Origin of the sequence: Ruoffia sp. FAM 20857 (assembly GCF_045528645.1) — a bacterium.
GTDB lineage: Bacteria > Bacillota > Bacilli > Lactobacillales > Aerococcaceae > Ruoffia > Ruoffia halotolerans.
This window is the reverse complement of the sequence record NZ_JBGQRB010000005.1, coordinates 1-22,155: the sequence shown is the minus strand read 5'-3', so window position 1 is coordinate 22,155 and position 22,155 is coordinate 1. Positions and strand designations below refer to the sequence as shown.

Here is a 22,155-nt window from a genome sequence, read left to right as displayed (position 1 = left end):
GCCTCACTTTTATTCGCTTTCTTGTAACTTCTCACTTTCATCCACAAACCATTGTAAAAGTTTTACCTCGTCATGTCCAATTTGTTGGCGAATAATTCCCGGTAATCTCAATTCAATAATATCATTATAACCCCATAAATTATAATCAACAATCAATTGTAGAATAACCATGTTTGATTTTCTTACACTTTCTTCCGTGTTCTCATCACTCTGATGCCATTCTAAGCGTGCAATCCCATTATTAACCCATTTTTTGGCGATTTGGTATTTTAAGAAATTATACTCTTTGACTGGATTGTTCACAACTTCTGGCATGATTTCTGTGGTTCTTACAACCTTTTGCACAAGCATCCATTCATAATCTGTGAATAATGTCGATAAAATTTGAACATTATCGTATTTAAGACCTTGTTCACCTTTCTTCCAACGATCCCAACTTTGTGGGGAGATACCTAGTTTTTCAGTGTAAAATGCTTTCTCACTCATATACTTTTCACGAATAACCTGAACTACAATTTGAATTAATGCTGGATTCATAATATCACCCTTTACGTGTATTTTTAATTGTATTATACACCCTATACGTGATATATCCAAATGATTTATAGACAAATTTATAATATTTGATACTATTAGGTTTAGAAAAAATCGAAAGGATTCATTGATGGAAGAGAACAAATCATTTAAAGATAGATTGTCGCTCGGTTGGCGAGCAAGAAAAAGTGCTGTCTCAGTTTCTTTAATTATTATCGTATACTCAGTCTTTAATTTAGGACATGCAACTTTGGCCGCTCTATCAGCAGTGTTTGCCATACGTGAGAATATGACAGACACTTATAAATATGCAAAATACCGTATCTTTGGTAACACCATTGGCGTGTTAATTGCTACAACTTTAATTTTTTTAAGACGGAATTTTCCTATACTGAATAATGATATTTATACTTCAGTTTCTGGAGGTTTAGGAGTCCTATTAGTGCTTAATTTTTGCACTTTATTTGGTAATAAGCAAAGTATTATTAATTCGACGGCAACATTTTTAGTTGTATACTTAGGTACACCTGGAGACACTTGGCTTGTTTATAGTATTAGCCGGATTTTAGATACAGTGTTTGGAACGGGTGTTGCCATTGCTGTGAACCGAACCCTTCCAAACCGTAAACAAGATTCTTAAGACTTGATAACAATACAAAACCGCCTAGGCGTTATCTATATCAGATAATACCTAGGCGGTTTTTAGTATTTAATTAACGGTAATAGTATCTTCCGTCTGATTCATCGAAGAACCATTCAGCTGGTCTAGTTTCTCCAGTTGTTTCGTCATAAACTGTTTCTTCAGGTAAGTTCACGTAAGATCCGATGTTATCAACATATTGATTTGAGTAAGTTCTTCCATCTTCTCCTACTGTACCTGTTTCTGGTGACGATTCATCAACAACATTCACTTGAGATTGAGCCGCTTCTTCAGCAGCTAATGACTCTGCTTCTGCTTGGGCTTGTGCTTCCGCTTCTTCCTCTGCTTGAGCAGCCGCTTCTTCTTCGGCTACTTCTTCTGGTGTTTGCCCAGTTTCAAAGTAAGTCACAATGTCAGAAATAGAAGTTGAAATGGCTGGGACAACCTCTTCAGCACTCGTGAAGTTAGAAGTTAGAATGACAGTAATATAGTAAGTGTCTTCTAATTCAACAATTCCTGCATAGTTTTGTTGTGCAGTGTTTGTATCTGCTGATGCAATTTCATAACGCGTTTGATATCCAGCAATTTGACCTTCAGGATATTTTGTTGTCACTGGCGTGTTTAATAACAATTCTTTAATTGTTGCATCTGCTTCTTCTGATACTAATTCATTGTTTGCTAATTTATTAAGTAATTGAGCAATATCTTGTGCGCTTGTTACTGCACCAGTCACTTGCCCTGATTCTTGCATTGTTAACATTTGTGTTACTCGTGTTGAGAAGTAATTTGATTCATTTAACCATAAGTTAAAGGCGTTTGGTCCACCTGTTTCTTGAATTAAATGATTCATCGCTGACACGTCATTTGCTTCAACGACTGCTGATAATAATTCTTGAATAGTAAATTCTGTACCTTCTTCAGCAGTGGCTACGATTCCTTCGTCATTTTCAGCTACTAAATCAGATGACACTACGACTGGATCTTCAAGTGTTAATTCACCGTCTTCAATCGCATTGAATGTAAAGCCTAAGACAAACCATGAAATTAATGCGTCTGCTTCAACGCTTTGGTCATCATAAACATATGGCACTTCAGCATCTTGCGGGTAAACAACTGCTGATACATCACCAATAGAAGCTAAGTTATCTGTAATCGTTGAGTTAAAGAATTCAGCTTGTTCTGTATCTAATGAAGTTGTCGGTACTTCATAGGAAATACTTTCACTTACACCTAATGATTCAGATTCAACGTTAAGGACTTGTTCTTGAGCATCTGTAGAAAGTACTGCTACAGAAGGATCGTTAAAGCTGATTGTTAGTGTTTGGCCATCTTTAACTAATGAATAATCATCTTCTAGTTCTACTGTTTCTCCATTAGCATCAATAGTAAAGTTAAATGTTGTACTATCCACATTATCTAATGACTCATTGAATTCAAGTGCGACATTCGTTAATGGGTATTCATCTAAGTTTACTTCTTGATTCACAATAGATAATTGACCGTCAGCGTTACTTTCTTCTGATTCAGGTGACTCCGTTGATTCTTCAGTTTCACTTGTTGCAGCTGAATCTTCTGTTTCTGATTCAGAATCTTGTGTATCTTCAGAAGGTTCTTCCCCTTCAGATTCCTCAGTAACAGGCGCTTCCGTTACAGGTTCTTCAGGTGTATTTTGAACAACTTCTGTATCAGACGTCTGGAAATAATCTACAACTTGATTAATAATTCGTGGGCCATATAAAAAGGCTAAGAAAACAATAGCTACGGCAAGAACTAGTTTAATAATTCCCCATAACACACGACTGAATCCTCCACTAGAACGACGCGGTGTTTCTTGTACTACGTCTTCATTACGTGTTTCTTCTTTTAATTCTGCTACTTCTTGTTTATTGAAGACATGCCCACAATAGGCACATTGATTTTTACTTCTTACGTTTCTACCACAATTTGGACACTGCATTAACTCTACCTCCTAGAAATGTTGTCATTCCTCTTGTGCTTTCTATTGTAGCATAGAATGTGTCAGTTTGTCAGTTACAAACTAGAGGATAAATTCTTTAAACTGTTGTCATTCCATATATATATTAGTTTTGTAACATTCTTCTAACAAGTAAATTATTTTTATTTCAAAATAAAAACTCCCAACGATTTTAAAGTCAATTAACTTAGAATTCATTGAAAGTTTTTGGAAAATATTTTGTTATTAATCTACACCTTTAAGTGCTTCAACCATATCGATTTTTTTCAGTTTAAAGTGCATAGCCACCATGACTATTGCAGAGAATGCTAAGGATATGAAGAATGAAGCGATGTAACCGCCTATTGAAACACTTGGATGGAACAAGACGTCCATCATTTGCATTGTTTTTAATAAGTAAGTATTTAAGATCGTTCCGAGCACTAAACCAACTAAGCTACCTAAGACTGTTAGTACTAATACCTCGTTAAAGATATACATACTTACTTCTCGGTCATAGAATCCAAGTACTTTAATCGTAGATAATTCTCGGATTCGTTCAGCAACGTTAATATTTGTTAAGTTATACAGAACGACAAAGGCTAATGAAGCCGCTGAGATAATTAGAACTAATGTAATTAAATCTAAACTTCCCATTTGATCTGCGATACTTTCAGCAAGTGTATTCAAATCGACAGTCGTTAAGACATTATCATTGTCCATAATCGATTCTTCAGTTTCTTTTTGACTGACACCTTCTGTGTATTGAACTAAGTAAGCATTTTGACTTGGTTCTTCCCCAAAGATACTTTCATATTGTTCAGGATTTACATAGAGGTAGTGAGAAGCGTAGTTTTCTACAACTGTAAAATCTTCTACAGTAAACTCTTCAAAGTCTTCATTTTCTAAGGTAAATGAGTCGCTTTCTGATAAATTCAGTAACTCACCCATTCTTTCCGTGATAAATGGACCTTCATCTACGATGGCATTTGGAATTGGTTCCTGACCTCTTTCGCGTAATGTAACGTAGTCCGAGAATGATTCTAAATCACCTAGAGGAACTGTTACAGTAACGGATTGTGTCTGACCATCTTCCAATTCTGCATCATACGTTTCAAGTAGCGCTGGCATATAGCCCTCTACGCCATCCATCTCTGTGAGTGTTTGATTCATGTCCTCAACTTCAGAATCTTCTAAAACGTCATTAAGGTATACCATGCCATCATATGTTTGGAGTTGATTAAACTGACCATCCACAACACCAGATATTGTATTACTAATCCCGAAACCTGTCACGATCAACATCGTACACCCTGCAACTCCGATAAGTGTCATCGAGTTACGTCCTTTGTATCTTAGTAGATTTCTCACTGTCATTTTGGTATTAAATGATAATCGATTCCAAATACTTGGTACACGTTCTAGTAATAATTTCTTACCTGATTTCGGTGGTTCCGGTTGTAGTAGATTAGCCGGTTGGGTACGCAACATTTTAAGTGGCGTATAGATTGCAGGGAATAAAGCTGTCGCCAAGGCTATCAGTGCTGCAAGAATATTCCATCCCCATAAGATTTCAATCTCAGGCGCATCGAAATAATACAACATATTATATGCATTTAAGATAACACCTGGAAAGACTGCATAACCGATGATTAACCCAACAACGATACCTAATATTCCGGCAATACCGGCATAGACAACAAATTTCTGGATAATCGTTCCATTGTTATACCCTAGTTGTTTCATTGTTCCCATGTAATTCCTTTGTTCACTTGCCATACGTTTAATTGTTGTGAAAGTCACTAAGATAGCTATCGCAAAGAAAAACACTGGGAATATATTAGAGATGACATTTAGTTGTTCTGCATTATCATTTAAACTTTGATAGGCACTTGAACTTCCACGTTTCTCCACTACATAGGTTGGCTCTTCTAAATCATTTAGAGATTCTTTAGCTTCAGCAATATCTGCTTCAGCCTGCTCTAAATCTTCTAAGGCATCTTCTTCTTCTGAGATAAATTCATAACGATTTAAGTTATACTCAGCGTCACCTTGCATCAATTCCATTCGACCAGCTAGAGCATCTTCACGACCTGTTTCAAGTTCTCTTTGCCCTGCAATAAGCGTATTGTATGACTCGTCGATCACCCGTTTACCATCGACAAGACTCGCTTGTCCTTCATTAAATTGTGAAATACCTTCATCTAAAGCTTGTCGGCCTTCAGTGATTGCAGCATAAGCTGTATCTAACTCACTTTGACCTGCCGCACTTTGAGCATTCAGCTCAGTCCAACCTTGGTTAATCGTACTTTGCGCTGCTTCTAATTGACTCAAACCAGCATAATATTCATTCCAACCAGCTGCTAAAACAGAACTTTGTTCGTCGAGTGTCACTTGTCCCGTTTGCAACATATTCACTGCTTCCACTAATTGAGTCAATTCTGATTGAATTTGATCTAAGTCCAGTTCCGGAGGTAGTTCATTTAAACCACCATCTTCGAGCAGCTGATCTAATTCAGCTTGAGCAGTCGTCAGCGCCGCTTCCGTTTGACTAAGCTGACTATTAAGCTCTTCAATTTGAGTTTCTAAAGAATTGAATCGTTCAATTTGTTGATTCAACTCTGCCAGTTCTGAGTTATTTTGTTGAAGTAAAGTGCTAAATTCATTCAATTCATTTCTTTGTGTTTGTATATCACTTTCAATTTGAATGGATTCCGCTTCAGTTAATTCTGGATTTTGTAATTGTGATTCTAATGCACTGATTGCTTGTGATAATTCAGCCATTTGTTGATTATAAGACTCATTCTGAGTTAACAATTCTTCTCTTCGTGCAATAAGTCCCGAAATATCTCCAATATTATTGTATTCTGTTTGGAGTTGGTTTAATTCCGTTTCGATGTTTGTTAATTGCTGTTCTAATTCACGTATTTCAGCTATTTTATTAATTAGCTCATTGTCACTTCCAGAAGGGTTTTCTGGGAGTGTTTCTGTTTGAGTCTCTAATTCAGCTATTCGCTTATTTAATAATTGTAGAACATCATCAATAGAAGTTGCTGGGCTCAATTCTGTCCCAACAAGTTGTTCTAGTAAAATGAATTGTTCTGTCGAAAGTTTCAAATCAGCTAACGTTTGCTCTAGCTCTTCAACCTCATCTAATTCATTGACGATAGCTGCGAGTTCTTGAAGATTTTCTCTTAAGATATCTCGTTCAATATTTAATGAATTAATCCAAGATACAATATCCGAATTTGCTCCGGTATCTGATTGCTCAAGAACTTGAAGGAAGCCGTTAATAACATCAATCTGATCTTCAATTGCAGCTAACAATTGCTCTGGTGGTATCTGATCGTTTGTAGCAAGACTTAACTGGTCTAGCAATTCTTGTCTTCCTGCAGCCAATTGACTATAACCGGCATCAAGTGCCGCTTGGCCTTCAACTAATTGTGAATAACCTGCTTGTGCTTGTGATGCTGCTTGATCTAACTGTGCTTGTGCATCCGTTAATTGTGACTGAGCAGATGCGATTTCTTTATTAAAGGTCGCCAGTCCTTCTTCATATTGGGCCAAGCCTTCTTCATAAGTTTTTTCATTATAATTCAGTTGTGCCCGTGCATCCGCAAGGTCTAACCGACCTTGTTGATACTCTTTGATTCCATCATTCAATTCTTCTTTTCCGCTTTCGATGTCAGCAATCCCTTGATTAAGAGTTCTTTGTCCATCAAATATTTCTTGATGGCCCTCTGATAAAGTTGCTTGAGCATCTTCTAAAGCTTCTCGAGCATCTTCTAAGGTTTGGTAACCATCAGCCACTTCAGTTTCCCCTTCATCAATGGAAGACGCAATTTCATCTTGCAACTCCACAATTCGTACTTCAGGTCTACCTTTTAAGTCTTCTTCAATTGAAGCCACTGTCTGATCGACAACTTGATTATATTCTGGTGTATATGCTTCGTATTCTCTCGCATTATCTATCCAATAATATGCTTCAGAGTATAAATCTCCACTCACTGCCTGATCGCTTATAATTCCAAAGACATTAGCCGATCCGCTTCGGGTCATTCTTTCTATATAGAGTGGATTACGAGCAAAACCGACCACTTCGAACTCTTCCGTCTCCAATATGAAACCAGCACTGTCGGAATTATCTAGTGTAATTCGGTCACCAATTTGGATAGGTGAATCCATTTGTGCATTGAGCGTTTCTAGATATTTTGTATCGAGGACAATCTCATCCGTATCTTCAACCATTCGTCCTTCAAAAACCTTAAAGAAAATTGTACTCTCATCTCCGTTGTAGGTGAATATCTTCGCATTCTCTTCACCAGGACTGACAATAGCATTAATGGACTGCATGGGTAAGATAGTGACACCATTCTGGTTATCTAACAAATCAATATCTGTCTCGTTAAGACCAACTGTCGATAATATATGTCCATCTGGCATATTATTCTCTTGATATACTTCTCGAGCAGTTCTTACCATGGATGGCCCTGCGGCCCGAATTCCAACAAAGAAAGAAACACCTAAGGCAATGATGGCAAATATTGAGATAAAGCGAGGAATCGATTCTTTTATTTCTCTTAAATTATCCTTCCATAATGCAGAATTCATAGGATTCCCCCCTTCTTAATACTAATTACCATTTTATTTCATCTACTTTTAGAGGCGTATCATTTATAACAATATCGTCTACTTTCCCGTTTCTAATCTTTATTACCCGATCTGCCATCTCTGAAATTGTTGTATTATGAGTAATAACAACGATGGTGGTATCGGTATTACGGCTTGTATCTTGCAATAATTTAAGTATTTGCTTACCTGTCTCGTAGTCTAATGCACCCGTAGGTTCATCGGCTAATAATAATTTTGGTTTGCTGGCAATAGCGCGAGCAATGGATACACGTTGTTGTTCTCCACCTGAAAGTTGAGCTGGAAAATTATCCGCTCGGTGGTCTAAACCACATTGCTTAAGGACATCCATGACATCTGCATCACTATTAGATATTTGAATCGATAACTCAACATTTTCTTTTGCGGTTAAATTAGGTACAAGATTATAGTTTTGGAAGACAAAGCCAATATTATTTCTACGAAATGTTGTTAATTCTTTGTCTGAATAATCACTAATATTTTTTTCAGCAATAATAACCTCACCGGATGTCGCTTTATCCATTCCACCTAATATATTTAACGTTGTGGATTTACCAGCTCCTGAAGGTCCTAATATTACGGCAAATTCGCCGGATTCGATTGTGAATGTTACACCGTCATTTGCGCGAGTGACAACTTCACCGCTTTTATACTCTTTTACTACATCAATTAGCTCAATATAGCTCATCTAATCTCACCTCTATTACTAATTTTCGCGATAAAATACCAACACCTTGAGGTACCTACTTTCTTCATCTGGACTTGTTGGGAAATCTTCTGGAAGACTGAATTGTTGGATTAAATAATAAGTTCCGTTCAACTCTTGCGTTGCCGCAACCATATCATCTCGGAAATCTTCTAGAGCATATCCACTATGGTTGGTACTTAATATCGTCATCCCATTTGGATTTGTTAATTTAAATAATTGTTTTGCTAAGTTTGAATAGTCTTCTTCTACTCTGAACATCTTCTTTTTAGTTCGCGCGAAGCTTGGCGGATCACTAACAATTAAATCAAATGTAATGTTATTTTTGGTTGCGTAATCTAAATAATTAAAGACATCCATCACACGAATCTCATGTTTAGAATCTTCAACTTCGATATCATTTAACGCAAATTGTTCTGATGTTAATTCCATACTGCGGTTGGCTACATCAACACTTACCGTATGGTCACTTCCACCAACTGATGCCGCAACTGAGAAAGCGCCGGTATAACTAAAGATATTCAATACAGACATCCCATTTGCTTGCGTCTTAATAAAATCACGTACGTCTCTTTGGTCTAAAAAGATTCCTGTCATCCAACTTTCACCTAAATGCACAGCATAGTTAAGATTATTCTCTTTAACGACTAATGGATCCGGTGCTTCGGCGCCACTGACTAGTTGAATGGGTTCTAAATCATCTGTTTGGAAGCGGAGCGTCTCATAAACTCCCTTAACTTCAGGTAATAATTGTTTTATTGCTTCAAAGAACCAATGACGGTATTCATAAATTCCTTTAGAATACCAATTAATTTGAACGTAGTGGCCGTACCAATCAATGGTCACCCCACCAATGCCGTCCCCTTCACCGTTAAATACACGGAAAGCAGTCGTTTCGGTACTATTAAAGAATGCTTCGCGTTCTTCAAAAGCTTCTTCTAAGGCATCATAGACTAAACTGTCGTTCCAGTATTCATCTTGATAAGTGGTAATTAACCAGCCAACACCTTTATTTTGGCGTCCGACTAACATTTTCCCTAAGAATTGATTGTCAAAATCATTTAAGATGACGACATCTCCTTCAATAAAGTGTTTTGCTTTATCTTCGTTTTGGAAATCCTTCGCTTTAATTAATTTTCCACCATGTTTAATTCGCTTTGTCGCAAGTTCTCTTAATTTATATTCTGCCATTTTGAACACCCTTTTTCTTTCTCTTTTAATTTAATAACTGTGTGTCGTTGTCATAACGTTGATTCTCAGCGGTTAACACTGATTCCATCAAGTATGAAAATTCACTCATTGTCATTTTATTCAATTCGTTTATTTCTGGTATCTTTTCTTCTGATGGTGTCATGGTTAGTTCTAAACGGTAATTAAAAGATTCGATATCTGCTGTTTTATTACTGAATATATTCAGCACAAATTGTTCATAAAGACCTGTTAATGTTGCGTTATAACTACCTACCTCAGGATTTATACTAATAGTTGCTTTGGTTAATTTATCTGTCACGTGATTTGTACTAATATTACTTTCCCACTGATAATCAGCTGGAAACTCTCGATTATCCAATCTTCTCGATGATATTAAGTCATCGGTAATTTGTGAAGACAATGTCGACTGAAATGTTAGTCCTCGTGAGTTTTCAGTGATATTAAATTGTTGGTTCGGAATGACATCATAGGAAATGTGTCGATCATCACTTTCGTTAATATCCATATTTAATCTATAATCCAGACTGAAACTGCCTGCATTTTGATAGAATCCACGTGGAATCTCAAGTCTTTCCATATCGATAATCGTGCTATCATTTAACTGATAGATATTATCAGTAGAGATATCCTCTATTTGCGATAAATCTGGAAAGTATAATAAATTATCGATTAATTCTTCATTCATATTAATCGAACCTAATTCATCTTGATTAATCGCAATGTAGTAATCATTGTATTCATTTAATTTGTTTTGAACATTTTTAGGAAAATACCTTTGCTCAAAAAATCCTGTGTCCGTTAATAAATTGATTGTATTAATATAAGCTAAAGAAAATTCACGATAAGAAACGATGTCATAAGTTGAGATTGATTGTGTATCGTCTTGTCCATATTCATAAATATCAAACGTTAATCGTGCATCCCCACTTATAGAATCAGCAATAATCTCACCTTCAGCTAGTAATTTGTTCGAGTCAACATTCATATAACGTAAAGCGATTTTATAATTATCTGATGCTTCTAATTTATCTAATACTTGCTTAAAATCTTGATCAACTTCTTCTCGTATGACAAGCTCCTCTTGTATTTCTTCATCTTCAGATGCTTGAGCCAACTGTATTGGAAAATTAATTAATGAAATGAGACTCAGAGATAACAATAATTTCTTTAATTGACGCATAATTATTCGCTCCTGACCTTTTTACTCCGCTTCATATATTAGCATATTATTTCGAACTGAGTATGAATTTTATTTTCTTTATTAACAGCTACTGCGCTTACATAAAAAAAGCATACACTTTTAGTTTTAGAGACTAAAAATGTACGCATTTAAATCGAAAGAAACGATTAACTATCTTTTATCTTTATCGTCGTTATCGAAGGCTTCTTTCACACCGTCTACCGCACCTTTGACAGTATCTTTAACGTCATCTAGGGCTTCTTTAGCTTTACCGCTATTTTTTTGTGCTTTTCCTTCTGTTTCACGTTTTTTATCGCCAGTTACTTTACCTGTAACTTCTTTTGTTTTTCCTACAACTTGATCTTTTTTATCTTCTGACATATTTTTCCCCTCCAAATTTTTATTATTTCTTTATTCTTATATTTTATTGAAAAAGCAGTGCTATTGTCAATTAATAGGCTTTTTCTCCGGTTATGACTATCATTATTTTGATTATGAAAGAAATAAAATAATGATGCCAGTAATACTTGCTAAAAAGCTTTTCATGTTCTAAACTAAATTTAGTTAAAGGGGTGTATTATGAAAGTATTACTATATAGCGAAAACTTGAAACAAATTAATAAATCTGGCTTAGGTAAAGCCATTCAACACCAGAAAGAAGCTCTTTCTTTAAATAATATAGAATATACAACTGACATAAATGATACGTTTGATCTTCTTCATATTAATACGTATTTCCCAAAATCATATTATGTCGCATATAAGTTAGGGCATAGTGGCATCCCTGTCGTTTACCATGCTCACTCAACCGAGGAGGATTTTCGAAATTCATTCATCTTTTCAAACCAAGTCTCTCCATTGTTTAAACAATGGTTGATTCAGGCTTATCGTCAAGGTGATATTCTCATCGCTCCTACACCTTATGCTAAAAAGTTACTTGAATCGTATGATATCGGACGAGAAATTGTGAGTGTATCAAATGGGATTGATTTGCGCCGTTTCAATCACGTAGATAATGCTAGAGAACTGTTTCTTGAAGAGTTTAATTATGAACCTGATGACTTTATCGTTATGGGTATTGGCTTATATTTAGAACGGAAAGGGATTCTGGATTTCGTGGAATTGGCCAAGCGCATGCCACATGTTCAATTTATTTGGTTTGGTTATACTGATCTAAAACTTGTGCCCGACAATATTAAACAAGCGATTCAAACGGACTTACCAAATCTAAGATTCGCTGGTTATGTTCCTAATGATTCCATCATACTTGGTTTACAAGGTTCTGATTTGTTCTTATTTCCAACGATGGAAGAAACTGAAGGGATTCCTGCCTTAGAGGCTTGTGCAACAAAAGCAAACTTTATTGTTAGAGATATCCCAGTATTTGACGATTGGTTGATTGACAAGAAACATGTCTATAAAGGAAAAGACATTGATGATTTCGAACGATTAATCGAACAATTTAGATTAAATGACTTACCTCCCTTAGGTGAAGCTGCCTATGAGGTTGCTAAAGAGAGAAATCTCATAGAAATTGGAAAGCAATTAAAAGACGTCTACCAAAAAGCCATCGAAATTAAACTCGAGGAAGAAAAAAACTGAAGTAGATGAATGGCTTAGTGCCGTTCATTTACTTCAGTTTTTTATGCTTTCTTAATTAAATGTGTATCCAAGAATTTATCCAATTGCCCCTTATCTCTCGCTGTTTGCCCTTGAGAGATGTTTGTCGGGTTTAGATATAAACGCGCTTGCTCATTGTTATTTTCATCAAATGCAGCAACCGCCTCACCTTCATCTTCGTCGAACACTCGATCCACGTGATGATAAGTACTTTCTAATATCTCTTCGACATCCATTGCGATTGCATCGCGCAATACTTGATACATCTCAGCTTGTGCTTCAGGAATGTAGAATATATCTACTTTTACTAAGTCTTCTTGCTCAGTTTTTTTACCTTTTTGTCTTCTCTTTTTTGCCAACTCGCTGCCACAGACCTTTCTATCTTTTCTTATGGATTAAGTATTTATTCATAAATTCCATAGAATCATTTAAAAGAAGTTCCTCTAGTAAATTTATCACAGAAGAATCTTCATTTGTTCCAATTTGGTAGGTTGTCGATAACAATAAATCATGATCAGCATTGCCCATTGCGATATTGTAATGGGCTTCTTTCATCATACTTTCATCATTTAAGCTATCGCCAAATGCCATTGTATCTTCTTTTTTAATATTGTATTTTGTCTGTAATTTTCTTACAGCACTTCCTTTACCGCCATCTTTTGAGTATACATCTAGCCAACCGTCACCACTCGTTACCGAATCAATGTCTTGAAAACGTTCTTTCAAAATACGCGTCATTATTTTATTTCGATCAAGTGAGTGCGTTGAATAAATCGCGAGTTTAGTAGGCTTTTCTCCTTCCGGTAAATCTTCGAACTTTTCAATATAGGCTAAAGCATTATTATATTGAGAAATGTGTTCAAAGGCTTCGCCTTCGGTTTCTCTAAAGTAGGCTTGATTTCCAGTATTTACCATAATGTGGAAACCTTCAAATTCATCAACAAAGGATGCAATTTTATAGAGAGTCTCTCTATCCACAGTCGTTGTTGATAACTCTTCATTATTTTTTACTATAAAATTCCCATTATCACAAGCAAAGTATAAATCTTTTTGATCTTCTTGCGAGAAGTAGTCAATAATTTTGTGATAACTGTTCCCAGTTGCTATACAAACCAATACATCTCGGCCTTTCAGCGTATGAAGTGCGTGATTAAAACGTTCGACGTCGTAGCTTTTGTCTTTTCTCAACAGAGTTTCATCTAAGTCAATTACAATTAATTTTACAGTCATTATAAACTCCTTATAAGATGTCCATTTCGTATTAATAGTATCATATTTAGTCACTGGTTTTAAATAGATTTACTTCTAAAAACGTTGTAAACCTTTCCAACTAATGCTGACCTTCTTATTTTTCTAGAGTTTTATTAATGATCGCGCTAATGATTTGTCGTGCTTCTTCGCCTTCTGGCGTCGGGTACACGGGATAGATATGATTCATCTTCTCAGCAATATATAAATCGTGTTCAATATTATCTTCTTTTAAACGGTTCGCAAATTGAAGGATATCTGGATAAAAAACTTCATGCGTCCCAACAAATAACGTAATACGTGCTAAATCACGACCACTGATAAGCATTGGACTCACGAGTGGATCATCGATACGCCCATCTTTTCCTACCCAATATTCACTTGCTAAATTCAAGCCAATTTGACTGATCATCGGATCCAATGGCTCTAAATCTGGAATTTCTGGATTCTCGTTGGCAATATCTAGCCACGGTGATAAGGCGATGATTTCATCCGGTTGCTGGATACCTTCTTCCCTTAATGCATCTGCCAGACCTAAAGCCATACCTCCGCCAGAAGAATCCCCCATCAAGATAATTGGATTGTCATTCACATTCTCTTTAAGCATTTGCTTGTATAATGTTAAGACATATGGAACAGACTCTTTATAAGAGTATTTCGGTGTTTTTAAATATTGTGGGAATATTACTTGAGCATTCGTCTTCTTCACTACTGAACGTAAGAAGAAGTAGTGAGTTGGATAAGGCGGAAAGGCATAGCCACCACCATGTAAGTAAAATATTATGGGTTGCTTTTCCTTTTTCTTATTCCATGAAAAAACTTGCATGGGCCCATGATAGCTTTCTTCTACTTTATGCCCTACCATGATATCTGGTTTAATTTGTGGTTTGGTATTCCATTTGATGAAATCATCAATGCGGTTTTGATGTTCGAATAGCTTTCGCTGCTCTTCTTTCATTCCGTAAACAAATAGACCTCGTTCAATTAGCCAACTTGATAGGGATTGATTTTTATACTTAGGAAACAGTTTAGTTGCTAATAGAATTCCTCCCGCAACAGTGAGTCCTGCCATCGATATTTTTTTTAGTGTTGAATTTTTCTCCTGCAACCATGCTCCTCCTTTGAATTTTGTTCTTGTCTTATTATTGTATCAAAATGTTTGTTTATTGATAAATCTTATGATTATGTTTACTAATTTGACTATTTATGAGAAAATAATTAGACTATATCTAATTTTTTTAATTTAGGAGGACTTTAATGAAAGAAGCATTTAAATTTGCGTTCCCCCATACTATCCCAATTATGGCGGGCTATATCTTTTTAGGGATACCCTTTGGATTATTGGCTGTGAGTCAAGGTTTCTCGCCATTATTTGCTATTTTAATGAGTGTGATTATTTACTCAGGTGCAATTCAATATGCTGCCATTGATGTATTTTTAGCATCTTTTAATCCAATTAATGCAATAATACTTACGTTGATGGTAGGTGCTAGACATATCTTTTACGGTATTGCAATGCTTACAAAGTTTAGTAAATTAGATTCAAAAAAATACTATACCATCTTTGGTTTAACTGATGAGACTTTCTCGGTGCTTGTTTCTATTGATGTTCCTGAAAATCTCAGTCGAGATTGGGTGTATTTCTTCATTACTTTACTCAATCAAATGTATTGGGTTTCTGGAACCGTTATTGGCGTCCTCTTAGGAAGTATGATTACAATTAATCTTGAAGGGATTGATTTTGTTCTAACTGCACTATTTATTACTATCTTTGTTGATCAATGGTTAAATAGTTCTAGTAAAGTTCCTGCCCTTGTTGGAATCTTATCTGGTTTGCTTTGCTTAGTACTATTTGGTGCAAACAATTTTATGATTCCTGCGATGGTATTTATCGTTGGCTTCTTCTTATACCGCTTTAATAAGAATGGGGTGGCTCGTCAATGACACAAACCCAACTTTGGATTACATTTGCTATAATTGCGGGTCTTACGATGCTGACCCGTTTTATAACTTTTATTATTTTTCCGGCCGGTTCTCAACCACCTAAGGCAATTATTTATTTAGGTTCTGTATTACCCACTGCTGCCATGGGCTTGATTATTGTATTCGCGTTGAGAAATACACCTGTCCTCACTTATCCTTATGCTATCCCTGAAGTGATTGCTTCTCTATCTATTGTCATTATTCATTATTGGAAACGAAATACAATCTTAAGTATTTTAGTTGGAACCGTTATTTATATGTTTCTTATACAAAGTATCTTTTAACAAAAATAGACCTGACTTAGTTTTGGCTAAGTCAGGTCTATTACTTTTCTATATTACATTTCTTCAGGTGCTTCAACACCTAAGAGATTTAATGCGTCTTTAATCACAATCGTAACAGCTTTAACTAAAGCCATACGTGATTCTAATTGGTCATCATCGTTTAAGATACGCACATTTGCATAGTATTTATTGAATTGTTGAGCTAATTGGATAACATATTTAGCAACTAAAGAAGGTTCAAAGCGTTCAATGGCATTTTCTACGATACGTGAGTAGTCAGCGATTTTCTTAATAACTTCCCAACTGTATGCATCGTTAAGATTTACAGTTGTGTCTTTTGAAATTTCTTTGTCGTATTTACGAATCATACTCATTGAACGTGCGTAAGTATATTGTACATAAGGACCTGTTTCTCCTTCAAATTGAACAATATCTTTTAAGTTAAAGTCAAAGTTATTCATACGGTCTGTTTTAAGATCGTGGAATACTACCGCTCCAACACCGACTTGATGAGCCACTTCTTCTTTATTCGCTAAATCAGGATTTTTCTCATTGATTTGTTCAGTTGCTAAAGTGATCGCATCATTCAATACTTGTTCTAGTAAGACAATTTTACCTTTACGTGTTGATAGTTTCTTACCGTTTAAAGTAATTAAACCAAATGGTACGTGAGTCATATCTTTATACCATTCATAACCTAATTTGTCTAAAACAGCTTTTAGTTGTTTAAAGTGAACACTTTGTTCATTCCCAACTACATAAACATTTTTAGCAAAGTTATAAGTGTTGTAACGGTAGATGGCTGCTGCTAAGTCACGCGTCACGTAAAGTGTGGCACCATCTGATTTTTTAATTAAGGCAGGTGGTAAGTTTTCTTCTTCAAGGTCAACGATGGTTGCACCTTGGTCAATTTTAGTTATGTTTTTACTTTCTAATTCTTCGATAACAGCTTGCATTTTATCATTATAGAAGGCTTCCCCATTGTATGAGTCGAATTCGATATTTAACATATCATATACTTTTTGGAATTCTTTTAATGATTCGTCTTTGAACCAAGTCCAAAGTTCGATCATTTCTTGATCGCCATCTTCTAATCGTTTGAATACCGCTCTGGCTTCGTCATCTAATTCTGGATTTTCTTCTGCTCTTTCATGGAACTCAACATATAGTTTAACAAGTTCATTGATAGGATCTTTTCTAACTTGTTCTTCATCGCCCCATTTTTCGTAAGCAACGATTAATTTACCAAATTGAGTACCCCAGTCACCTAAGTGGTTAATACGAATTGGGTTGTAACCCGTTTTCTCAGCTAAGTTAGCGATTGAATTACCGATAACTGTTGATCTTAAGTGTCCCATAGACATTGGTTTAGCAATATTAGGTGATGACATATCAATCGTCATTGCTTCGCCGTGACCAATATTTAAATCTCCATAGTCTTCGCCTTCATTTAGAACTTGTGTAACCAGTTCGTTAGCGACATTTTCACGTTTAAGAAAGACATTAATATAAGGACCTACAGCTTCAACGCTCTCGAAGTTATCCATACTTATTTGCTCAGCGATATCACTCGCAATTTGTTGAGGCGCTTTACGGAATACTCTAGCTAATGCGAAAGCAGGGAAAGCTAAATCCCCATGCTCAGTATTATTTGGTACTTCAATTAATTTAGTAATTTCTTCTTTGCTTAAATGCTCACCAACAATTGGTGTTAAAGCATCTACATATATTTGTTTGATATCCATTGTTTATATTCCTCCTAAAATAAAACTCAAAATAAAACACCTCAAGAAAGACATAATTAAATGTCTCTCTAGAGGCGTTAACTTATACGCGGTACCACTCTAGTTCCATGAATCACTATCATTCATGCTCTCGTATTGATAACGAAGTTTCCTCCGAACTAGAGTATCTAGTTGTACGATGAAAGTGCGCTTCGATAGCTCTCTCTGACTGGCTCTCAACATCCCAGCTTGCTGTATAGAGATAAGTTATCTACTCTCTTTCAAGGGTTAACTGTCTCCTAAACCGCAATTATTCTACCAAAATATATGATGTTCGTCTACACTTTAATGCTTATTTGTTGATTTATTACGAGTAAAGACTAAATATGCTCCACTTAGTAATACTAAAACGCCTAAGAATAAAATTCCTTTTGTTGACGTTTCACCGGTATTTGGTAGGTCATCATCATTCTCTTCTACACTTGATTCGACTGTCACTTCCACAGATTCTTCTTGTGAGATAGACGCTTGTTCTGCATTATACACAATACCGAATGTACCTAATTGTTGAGTTCTGAAGGTAATTCTTTGGTTATGTAATGCAAATGTTAAGTTTGAATTGTTGCTATCGTTTACACGAACCACTCGTAATTGCGAATTAACAGGACGTGTTGGAATCTTAATCTCGGCAATTCGAGTTAATTGAACTGCTTCGTTATTCTCATCCAATAAAGTAATTGTGTAAATATCCGCATCTGCATTTTCTAAAGTTGCTGCACTATCTAAAGTATCCACGTGAATGGTTGAAACTTTCATTGCGTCTTGTGGGTTTACCCAAACTTCTATACCTGTTTCAGCATCAATAAATTGTCTTGTCGCTTGTGAAGCTTCTTCATCAATACTTGCTTGCTCAGCAGGTGTTAAGCTTTGCGACTCATCAACAATCACACTTGATGATTGTGACTGACTAGAAGACTCGCTATTTGATTCTTGTGAGCTTGTTGATTCAGAGCTTGATTCTTGTGAGCTTGACTCCTCAGAACTTGAAGATTCTTGAGCAGTGGCTCTTGGGCTAACGGTAATTGTTTCATTCGCTACAATCCCAAATTCACCCGTTAATTCTTCGATTTCAAAACCTTCGGGTACATTGATAATTTCATATGGGTATGAACCAACTTCTAAGTTATCTACTGTCACTTCTCCATTATTATCTGTTGTATACGTTTCGTGATCGATTCTAATCTCAACGCCTGCGACAGGTTGATTATTATTATCTCTAATTTGAATTGTGACTGAACCAGTCTCTGTTAATTTTTCGATCCTTATCTCTGCTTCAAAAGCCGATCCTTCTTCAATTTCAGTCGCTTGTTCTTCTGAATTATTATAGTAACCATCGGGCGTACTTGTTACAGAATAATTATAACGACCAGGCTCTAGACTTTCGAAATGAGCGATACCTTCAGCGTTCGTTGTTCCAGTTAAGCCACCAAAAGCAAGACTAGCACCTTCAACAGCATCCCCGTTTTGATCGACTACTTTAATATCAGCCGTTGATAATTCGATTTCTCTTTCAACGCTAATCGCTGCAGTTGTTATTTCTGATTCATTGACTGTCACTTCTCCACTTGCATTACCAATATATCCTTCTGGTAATTCTGTGATTGAATAAGTGTACGTATTGGGTTCAATATCCGAAATCGTTGCCGTTCCTTCTGTATTCGTTGTAATCGTTGTGTCATTGATTGAAATAACCGCTCCTTCTACTGGAGAATTATCTTGATCAGTTACATTAAAGATAACTGTTCCCGGTTGGACATTATGTTGAACTTGTAGAGTTCGAGCTTCTGTTGCTCCTTCAGCGATATAAACACTTTGAGAAGCGATATTATGTTCATAATTTTCTGGTAATTCATTAATAATATATTCGTACGTACCTTCTACCAGTTCATCAAATACAACTTGACCCTGGGCATTGGTTGTTTCTGTTTGATCTTCATTTAACTGTACTTGGGCACCAGACACAGCTTGGTCACTTTGATCCATGACTGTAATCGTTAATTGTCCGGGTGCAAGTTCTCTTTCTACAGTAACAGTCTCTTCGATATTATTATTCGCTTCAATTATCACTGTCCCAGATACTTGACCAGTATAATTTTCTGGTAAGCTTGCTAAAGTATAGTTGTATGTTTGGTCTGCATTTAATCCTTCGATAATCACTTGTCCGTTTGAATTTGATGGATAAGTATTATCATTCAGTGTGATTTGAGCGCCATCAACTGGTTCGTTATTTTGATCCACGACACTAAATGTCACTTTCCCAAATTGCTCAACTTCACTTAGATTAATTTCTTGTGTTGCTTCTTCATTGGCAACAATTGCTAGTTGACCTTCCGCCGGTGTTTCATATTGTTCTGGTAAATTTGTCACCGTATAGTTATAAGTACCCGGTCCAATGTCAGTAAATTCAGCTACACCACTTGGGTTTGTTGTGGCAGTCTCATTCCCTAATTGAATTTCAACATTTTCAACGGGTTGGCTAGCTTCATCAACCACTGTAAATACAGCACTATCAACCTGTTCTGCTTGCGCAATGACCAGTGTATCTTCAACTTGTTGGTCTGGATTAATTGTAATCGTTCTTACTTCAGCTTCTCCATCTAAGACATAACCTTCTGGTAAAGCCGTAACAGAGTATTCGTAAGATTGATTTGCTTCTAAATCTTCAAATACGACTTGCCCGCTACCATCTGTGATTGCAGTCTGCTCACCTAATGTAAGTTCTGCACCATTAATTGGTTGCTGTACATCATCAACAACATTAACTAATAATGAACCATAAGCTACTGATGTTGGTAAGGCAATTGCTTCTTCAGTAGGTGCAGATTCAACTACGTTTACACTTCCTGATACAGGTATTTCAAATCCTTCTGGAGCTGAAATTACATCATAAGAGTAACCGCCAACTGGTAAGGCTTCAGTTTCCACTCGGCCAGTTTCAGTTGTAGTATAAACACTGTCAGCGATTTGAATTTCCACCCCATTAATGGGGTCAAAAGCTTCATTTGTTACCACAAATTCAATGTTATTTGTATTGACATCTGCTGATAAAGTAATCGTTGCTTCAGTGTGAGTGGTTGGATCAACAACAACTGTTCCTGTCGTTTGTTCTAGGCTATATCCTTCAGGAACACTATTAATTGTATAAGTTGCTTCTCCTACGGGTACTTCTGAGAATACCGCTTGACCGTAAACATCTGTATAAATTTCACTATCATTCAATGTCATCGAAACATTAGAAACCGGCACTGATTCTTCATCAAGAACAGTTAAAGTTACTGTGTTTGCTTCTGGAGTTTCTGGAATGCGTTCAACAGATATTTTAACGTTCGTCGTTTCTTGACTCACTACCGTAATTGGTTCAGCTGGCATCGTGATACCTTCAATAGAATAATCTTCGGGTACAGAAAGTACTTCTACTTGGACCTCTCCAGCTGGAACATTGTCAACTTTAAGGAAACCTTGCGCATTTGTTGTAAACTCTTCACCATTTACACTAAGCACAGTGTTCGCTACTAATGAGCCATCACTACCAATAACTTGTACCATTAATGTACCCGTTTCTTCAGGTACTTCTTCACCTGGTGTGTCCGGTTCATCTGGATTCTCTGGAAGTGTTGCAATCGATTGCTGATCCGCTATCGTGACAACTAATTCCGCCTCATATTGGTTAGTTGCTTCATTTAATAAGTTATCTCCTAATTCTATCTCGAATGGTACATCTAATACTACAGTACCATCACCCCATGGTATTAGATCACCAGTTTGGCTTAATTCTTTTAGAACATCTTGATCAGTTGTTGTTGGATGGGTTTGTTCTACGCGTGCTGGAATTAATTCTTGTCCGTCACGTTGAAAATTACCGGCATCATACAATCTGAATTTATAATTACCTGGTGTTAACATCAATGGTTCAGTATTTGGTTCATTAGAACGATAACTATAAACGAGTGTCCCTTCACCTGTATCTGGATCAGTTTGAATTATGTCATAACTGATTTGAGTTTGTTCCGTCGGCTCACCGCCATACATTGCTAAGTACACTTGAGCATCTACAGTGACTGATGTGACCGCATTCTCCTGTGCATTGACGGGTTGTAAGCCTACGAACAGACCCACAAAAGAAGACATAATCATAAATAAAGCTGTTATATACTTCATCTTCTTCATCTTTCTTACCTCCTAAATAAATTTGTAATAACTATATATTAAGTTTACCATAAAGCACTTTTATATGAGAGTGTAAAATATCTTGTGTAAATAGAAAAAAGGAAGCCCCTTCTGTAGAATAGAGTTACCACACTACATTCACAGAAAAGAGGACTTCCCTATGAACAATCTTACTACAGATATCTTACAGACT

At 36.2% G+C, this 22,155-nt stretch carries 16 protein-coding genes; 4 read left to right on the top strand and 12 right to left on the bottom strand.

All coding sequences use genetic code 11. The features are described from left to right. Positions 1-9: 9 nt before the first annotated feature. On the bottom strand, positions 10-537 hold the full coding sequence (locus tag ACEN4N_RS02100; RefSeq protein WP_138404329.1) for a hypothetical protein: 528 nt from the start codon (positions 535-537) through the stop codon (positions 10-12). Between the two features lie 127 nt (positions 538-664). Between ACEN4N_RS02100 and ACEN4N_RS02095 the strand changes: the two genes are divergently transcribed. Continuing rightward, positions 665-1,174: an FUSC family protein gene (locus ACEN4N_RS02095; protein WP_407093585.1), complete on the top strand. Its 510-nt coding sequence runs from the start codon at positions 665-667 to the stop codon at positions 1,172-1,174. A gap of 73 nt (positions 1,175-1,247) precedes the next feature. On the opposite strand, the gene ACEN4N_RS02090 is transcribed toward ACEN4N_RS02095, so the two are convergent. From ACEN4N_RS02090 to ACEN4N_RS02065, 6 genes are all read right to left on the bottom strand, one after another. Continuing rightward, on the bottom strand, positions 1,248-3,131 hold the full coding sequence (locus tag ACEN4N_RS02090; protein ID WP_407093584.1) for a serine hydrolase: 1,884 nt from the start codon (positions 3,129-3,131) through the stop codon (positions 1,248-1,250). A 243-nt stretch (positions 3,132-3,374) separates the two neighbouring features. Continuing rightward, positions 3,375-7,739: an FtsX-like permease family protein gene (locus tag ACEN4N_RS02085; RefSeq protein ID WP_407093583.1), complete on the bottom strand. Its 4,365-nt coding sequence runs from the start codon at positions 7,737-7,739 to the stop codon at positions 3,375-3,377. Between the two features lie 25 nt (positions 7,740-7,764). Next, entirely contained in the window at positions 7,765-8,466 is a 702-nt protein-coding gene (locus tag ACEN4N_RS02080) for an ABC transporter ATP-binding protein (protein WP_407089382.1), read from the bottom strand. Positions 8,467-8,484: 18 nt separating this feature from the next. After that, positions 8,485-9,675 carry a class I SAM-dependent rRNA methyltransferase gene (locus tag ACEN4N_RS02075; protein ID WP_407093582.1) on the bottom strand — a complete coding sequence of 397 codons (1,191 nt, stop codon included), beginning with the start codon at positions 9,673-9,675 and terminating at the stop codon, positions 8,485-8,487. 25 nt (positions 9,676-9,700) lie between these two features. Next, positions 9,701-10,876 (bottom strand): hypothetical protein, encoded by a 1,176-nt coding sequence (locus ACEN4N_RS02070; RefSeq protein ID WP_407093581.1) that lies wholly within the window; start codon positions 10,874-10,876, stop codon positions 9,701-9,703. A 171-nt stretch (positions 10,877-11,047) separates the two neighbouring features. Next, entirely contained in the window at positions 11,048-11,257 is a 210-nt protein-coding gene (locus ACEN4N_RS02065) for a CsbD family protein (protein ID WP_407089377.1), read from the bottom strand. Between the two features lie 198 nt (positions 11,258-11,455). On the opposite strand from ACEN4N_RS02065, the gene ACEN4N_RS02060 reads away from it, so the two are divergent. After that, positions 11,456-12,478: a glycosyltransferase gene (locus ACEN4N_RS02060; protein WP_407089375.1), complete on the top strand. Its 1,023-nt coding sequence runs from the start codon at positions 11,456-11,458 to the stop codon at positions 12,476-12,478. 41 nt (positions 12,479-12,519) lie between these two features. On the opposite strand, the gene ACEN4N_RS02055 is transcribed toward ACEN4N_RS02060, so the two are convergent. From ACEN4N_RS02055 to ACEN4N_RS02045, 3 genes are all read right to left on the bottom strand, one after another. Beyond that, the gene (locus ACEN4N_RS02055) at positions 12,520-12,855 is read right to left on the bottom strand and encodes a hypothetical protein (RefSeq protein ID WP_138404338.1); all 336 of its coding nucleotides are present in this window, start codon (positions 12,853-12,855) and stop codon (positions 12,520-12,522) included. Positions 12,856-12,874: 19 nt separating this feature from the next. Continuing rightward, on the bottom strand, positions 12,875-13,726 hold the full coding sequence (locus ACEN4N_RS02050; protein ID WP_407093580.1) for a Cof-type HAD-IIB family hydrolase: 852 nt from the start codon (positions 13,724-13,726) through the stop codon (positions 12,875-12,877). A gap of 115 nt (positions 13,727-13,841) precedes the next feature. Further along, positions 13,842-14,852 carry an alpha/beta hydrolase gene (locus tag ACEN4N_RS02045; protein WP_407093579.1) on the bottom strand — a complete coding sequence of 337 codons (1,011 nt, stop codon included), beginning with the start codon at positions 14,850-14,852 and terminating at the stop codon, positions 13,842-13,844. Positions 14,853-15,001: 149 nt separating this feature from the next. On the opposite strand from ACEN4N_RS02045, the gene ACEN4N_RS02040 reads away from it, so the two are divergent. After that, positions 15,002-15,688 (top strand): AzlC family ABC transporter permease, encoded by a 687-nt coding sequence (locus ACEN4N_RS02040; protein ID WP_407093578.1) that lies wholly within the window; start codon positions 15,002-15,004, stop codon positions 15,686-15,688. Further along, a complete protein-coding gene (locus ACEN4N_RS02035) occupies positions 15,685-16,011 on the top strand; it encodes a branched-chain amino acid transporter permease (protein ID WP_197104132.1) in 327 nt (108 codons plus the stop codon). The genes ACEN4N_RS02040 and ACEN4N_RS02035 overlap by 4 nt, the downstream gene beginning before the upstream one ends. Positions 16,012-16,064: 53 nt before the next feature. On the opposite strand, the gene argS is transcribed toward ACEN4N_RS02035, so the two are convergent. Together argS and ACEN4N_RS02025 are read right to left on the bottom strand one after the other, a co-directional pair. Then, positions 16,065-17,756, bottom strand: a complete 1,692-nt coding sequence (argS, locus tag ACEN4N_RS02030) for an arginine--tRNA ligase (RefSeq protein ID WP_197104133.1) — start codon at positions 17,754-17,756, stop codon at positions 16,065-16,067. Between the two features lie 324 nt (positions 17,757-18,080). Then, positions 18,081-21,962 (bottom strand): SpaA isopeptide-forming pilin-related protein, encoded by a 3,882-nt coding sequence (locus ACEN4N_RS02025; protein ID WP_407093577.1) that lies wholly within the window; start codon positions 21,960-21,962, stop codon positions 18,081-18,083. Positions 21,963-22,155: the final 193 nt, after the last annotated feature.

Coding starts and splice junctions, on each gene's coding strand:
- ACEN4N_RS02100 (WP_138404329.1), bottom strand. CDS start 537: ATGAATCCAGCATTAATTCAAATTGTAGTTCAGGTTATTCGTGAAAAG.
- ACEN4N_RS02095 (WP_407093585.1), top strand. CDS start 665: ATGGAAGAGAACAAATCATTTAAAGATAGATTGTCGCTCGGTTGGCGA.
- ACEN4N_RS02090 (WP_407093584.1), bottom strand. CDS start 3,131: ATGCAGTGTCCAAATTGTGGTAGAAACGTAAGAAGTAAAAATCAATGT.
- ACEN4N_RS02085 (WP_407093583.1), bottom strand. CDS start 7,739: ATGAATTCTGCATTATGGAAGGATAATTTAAGAGAAATAAAAGAATCG.
- ACEN4N_RS02080 (WP_407089382.1), bottom strand. CDS start 8,466: ATGAGCTATATTGAGCTAATTGATGTAGTAAAAGAGTATAAAAGCGGT.
- ACEN4N_RS02075 (WP_407093582.1), bottom strand. CDS start 9,675: ATGGCAGAATATAAATTAAGAGAACTTGCGACAAAGCGAATTAAACAT.
- ACEN4N_RS02070 (WP_407093581.1), bottom strand. CDS start 10,876: ATGCGTCAATTAAAGAAATTATTGTTATCTCTGAGTCTCATTTCATTA.
- ACEN4N_RS02065 (WP_407089377.1), bottom strand. CDS start 11,257: ATGTCAGAAGATAAAAAAGATCAAGTTGTAGGAAAAACAAAAGAAGTT.
- ACEN4N_RS02060 (WP_407089375.1), top strand. CDS start 11,456: ATGAAAGTATTACTATATAGCGAAAACTTGAAACAAATTAATAAATCT.
- ACEN4N_RS02050 (WP_407093580.1), bottom strand. CDS start 13,726: ATGACTGTAAAATTAATTGTAATTGACTTAGATGAAACTCTGTTGAGA.
- ACEN4N_RS02040 (WP_407093578.1), top strand. CDS start 15,002: ATGAAAGAAGCATTTAAATTTGCGTTCCCCCATACTATCCCAATTATG.
- ACEN4N_RS02035 (WP_197104132.1), top strand. CDS start 15,685: ATGACACAAACCCAACTTTGGATTACATTTGCTATAATTGCGGGTCTT.
- argS (WP_197104133.1), bottom strand. CDS start 17,756: ATGGATATCAAACAAATATATGTAGATGCTTTAACACCAATTGTTGGT.
- ACEN4N_RS02025 (WP_407093577.1), bottom strand. CDS start 21,962: ATGAAGAAGATGAAGTATATAACAGCTTTATTTATGATTATGTCTTCT.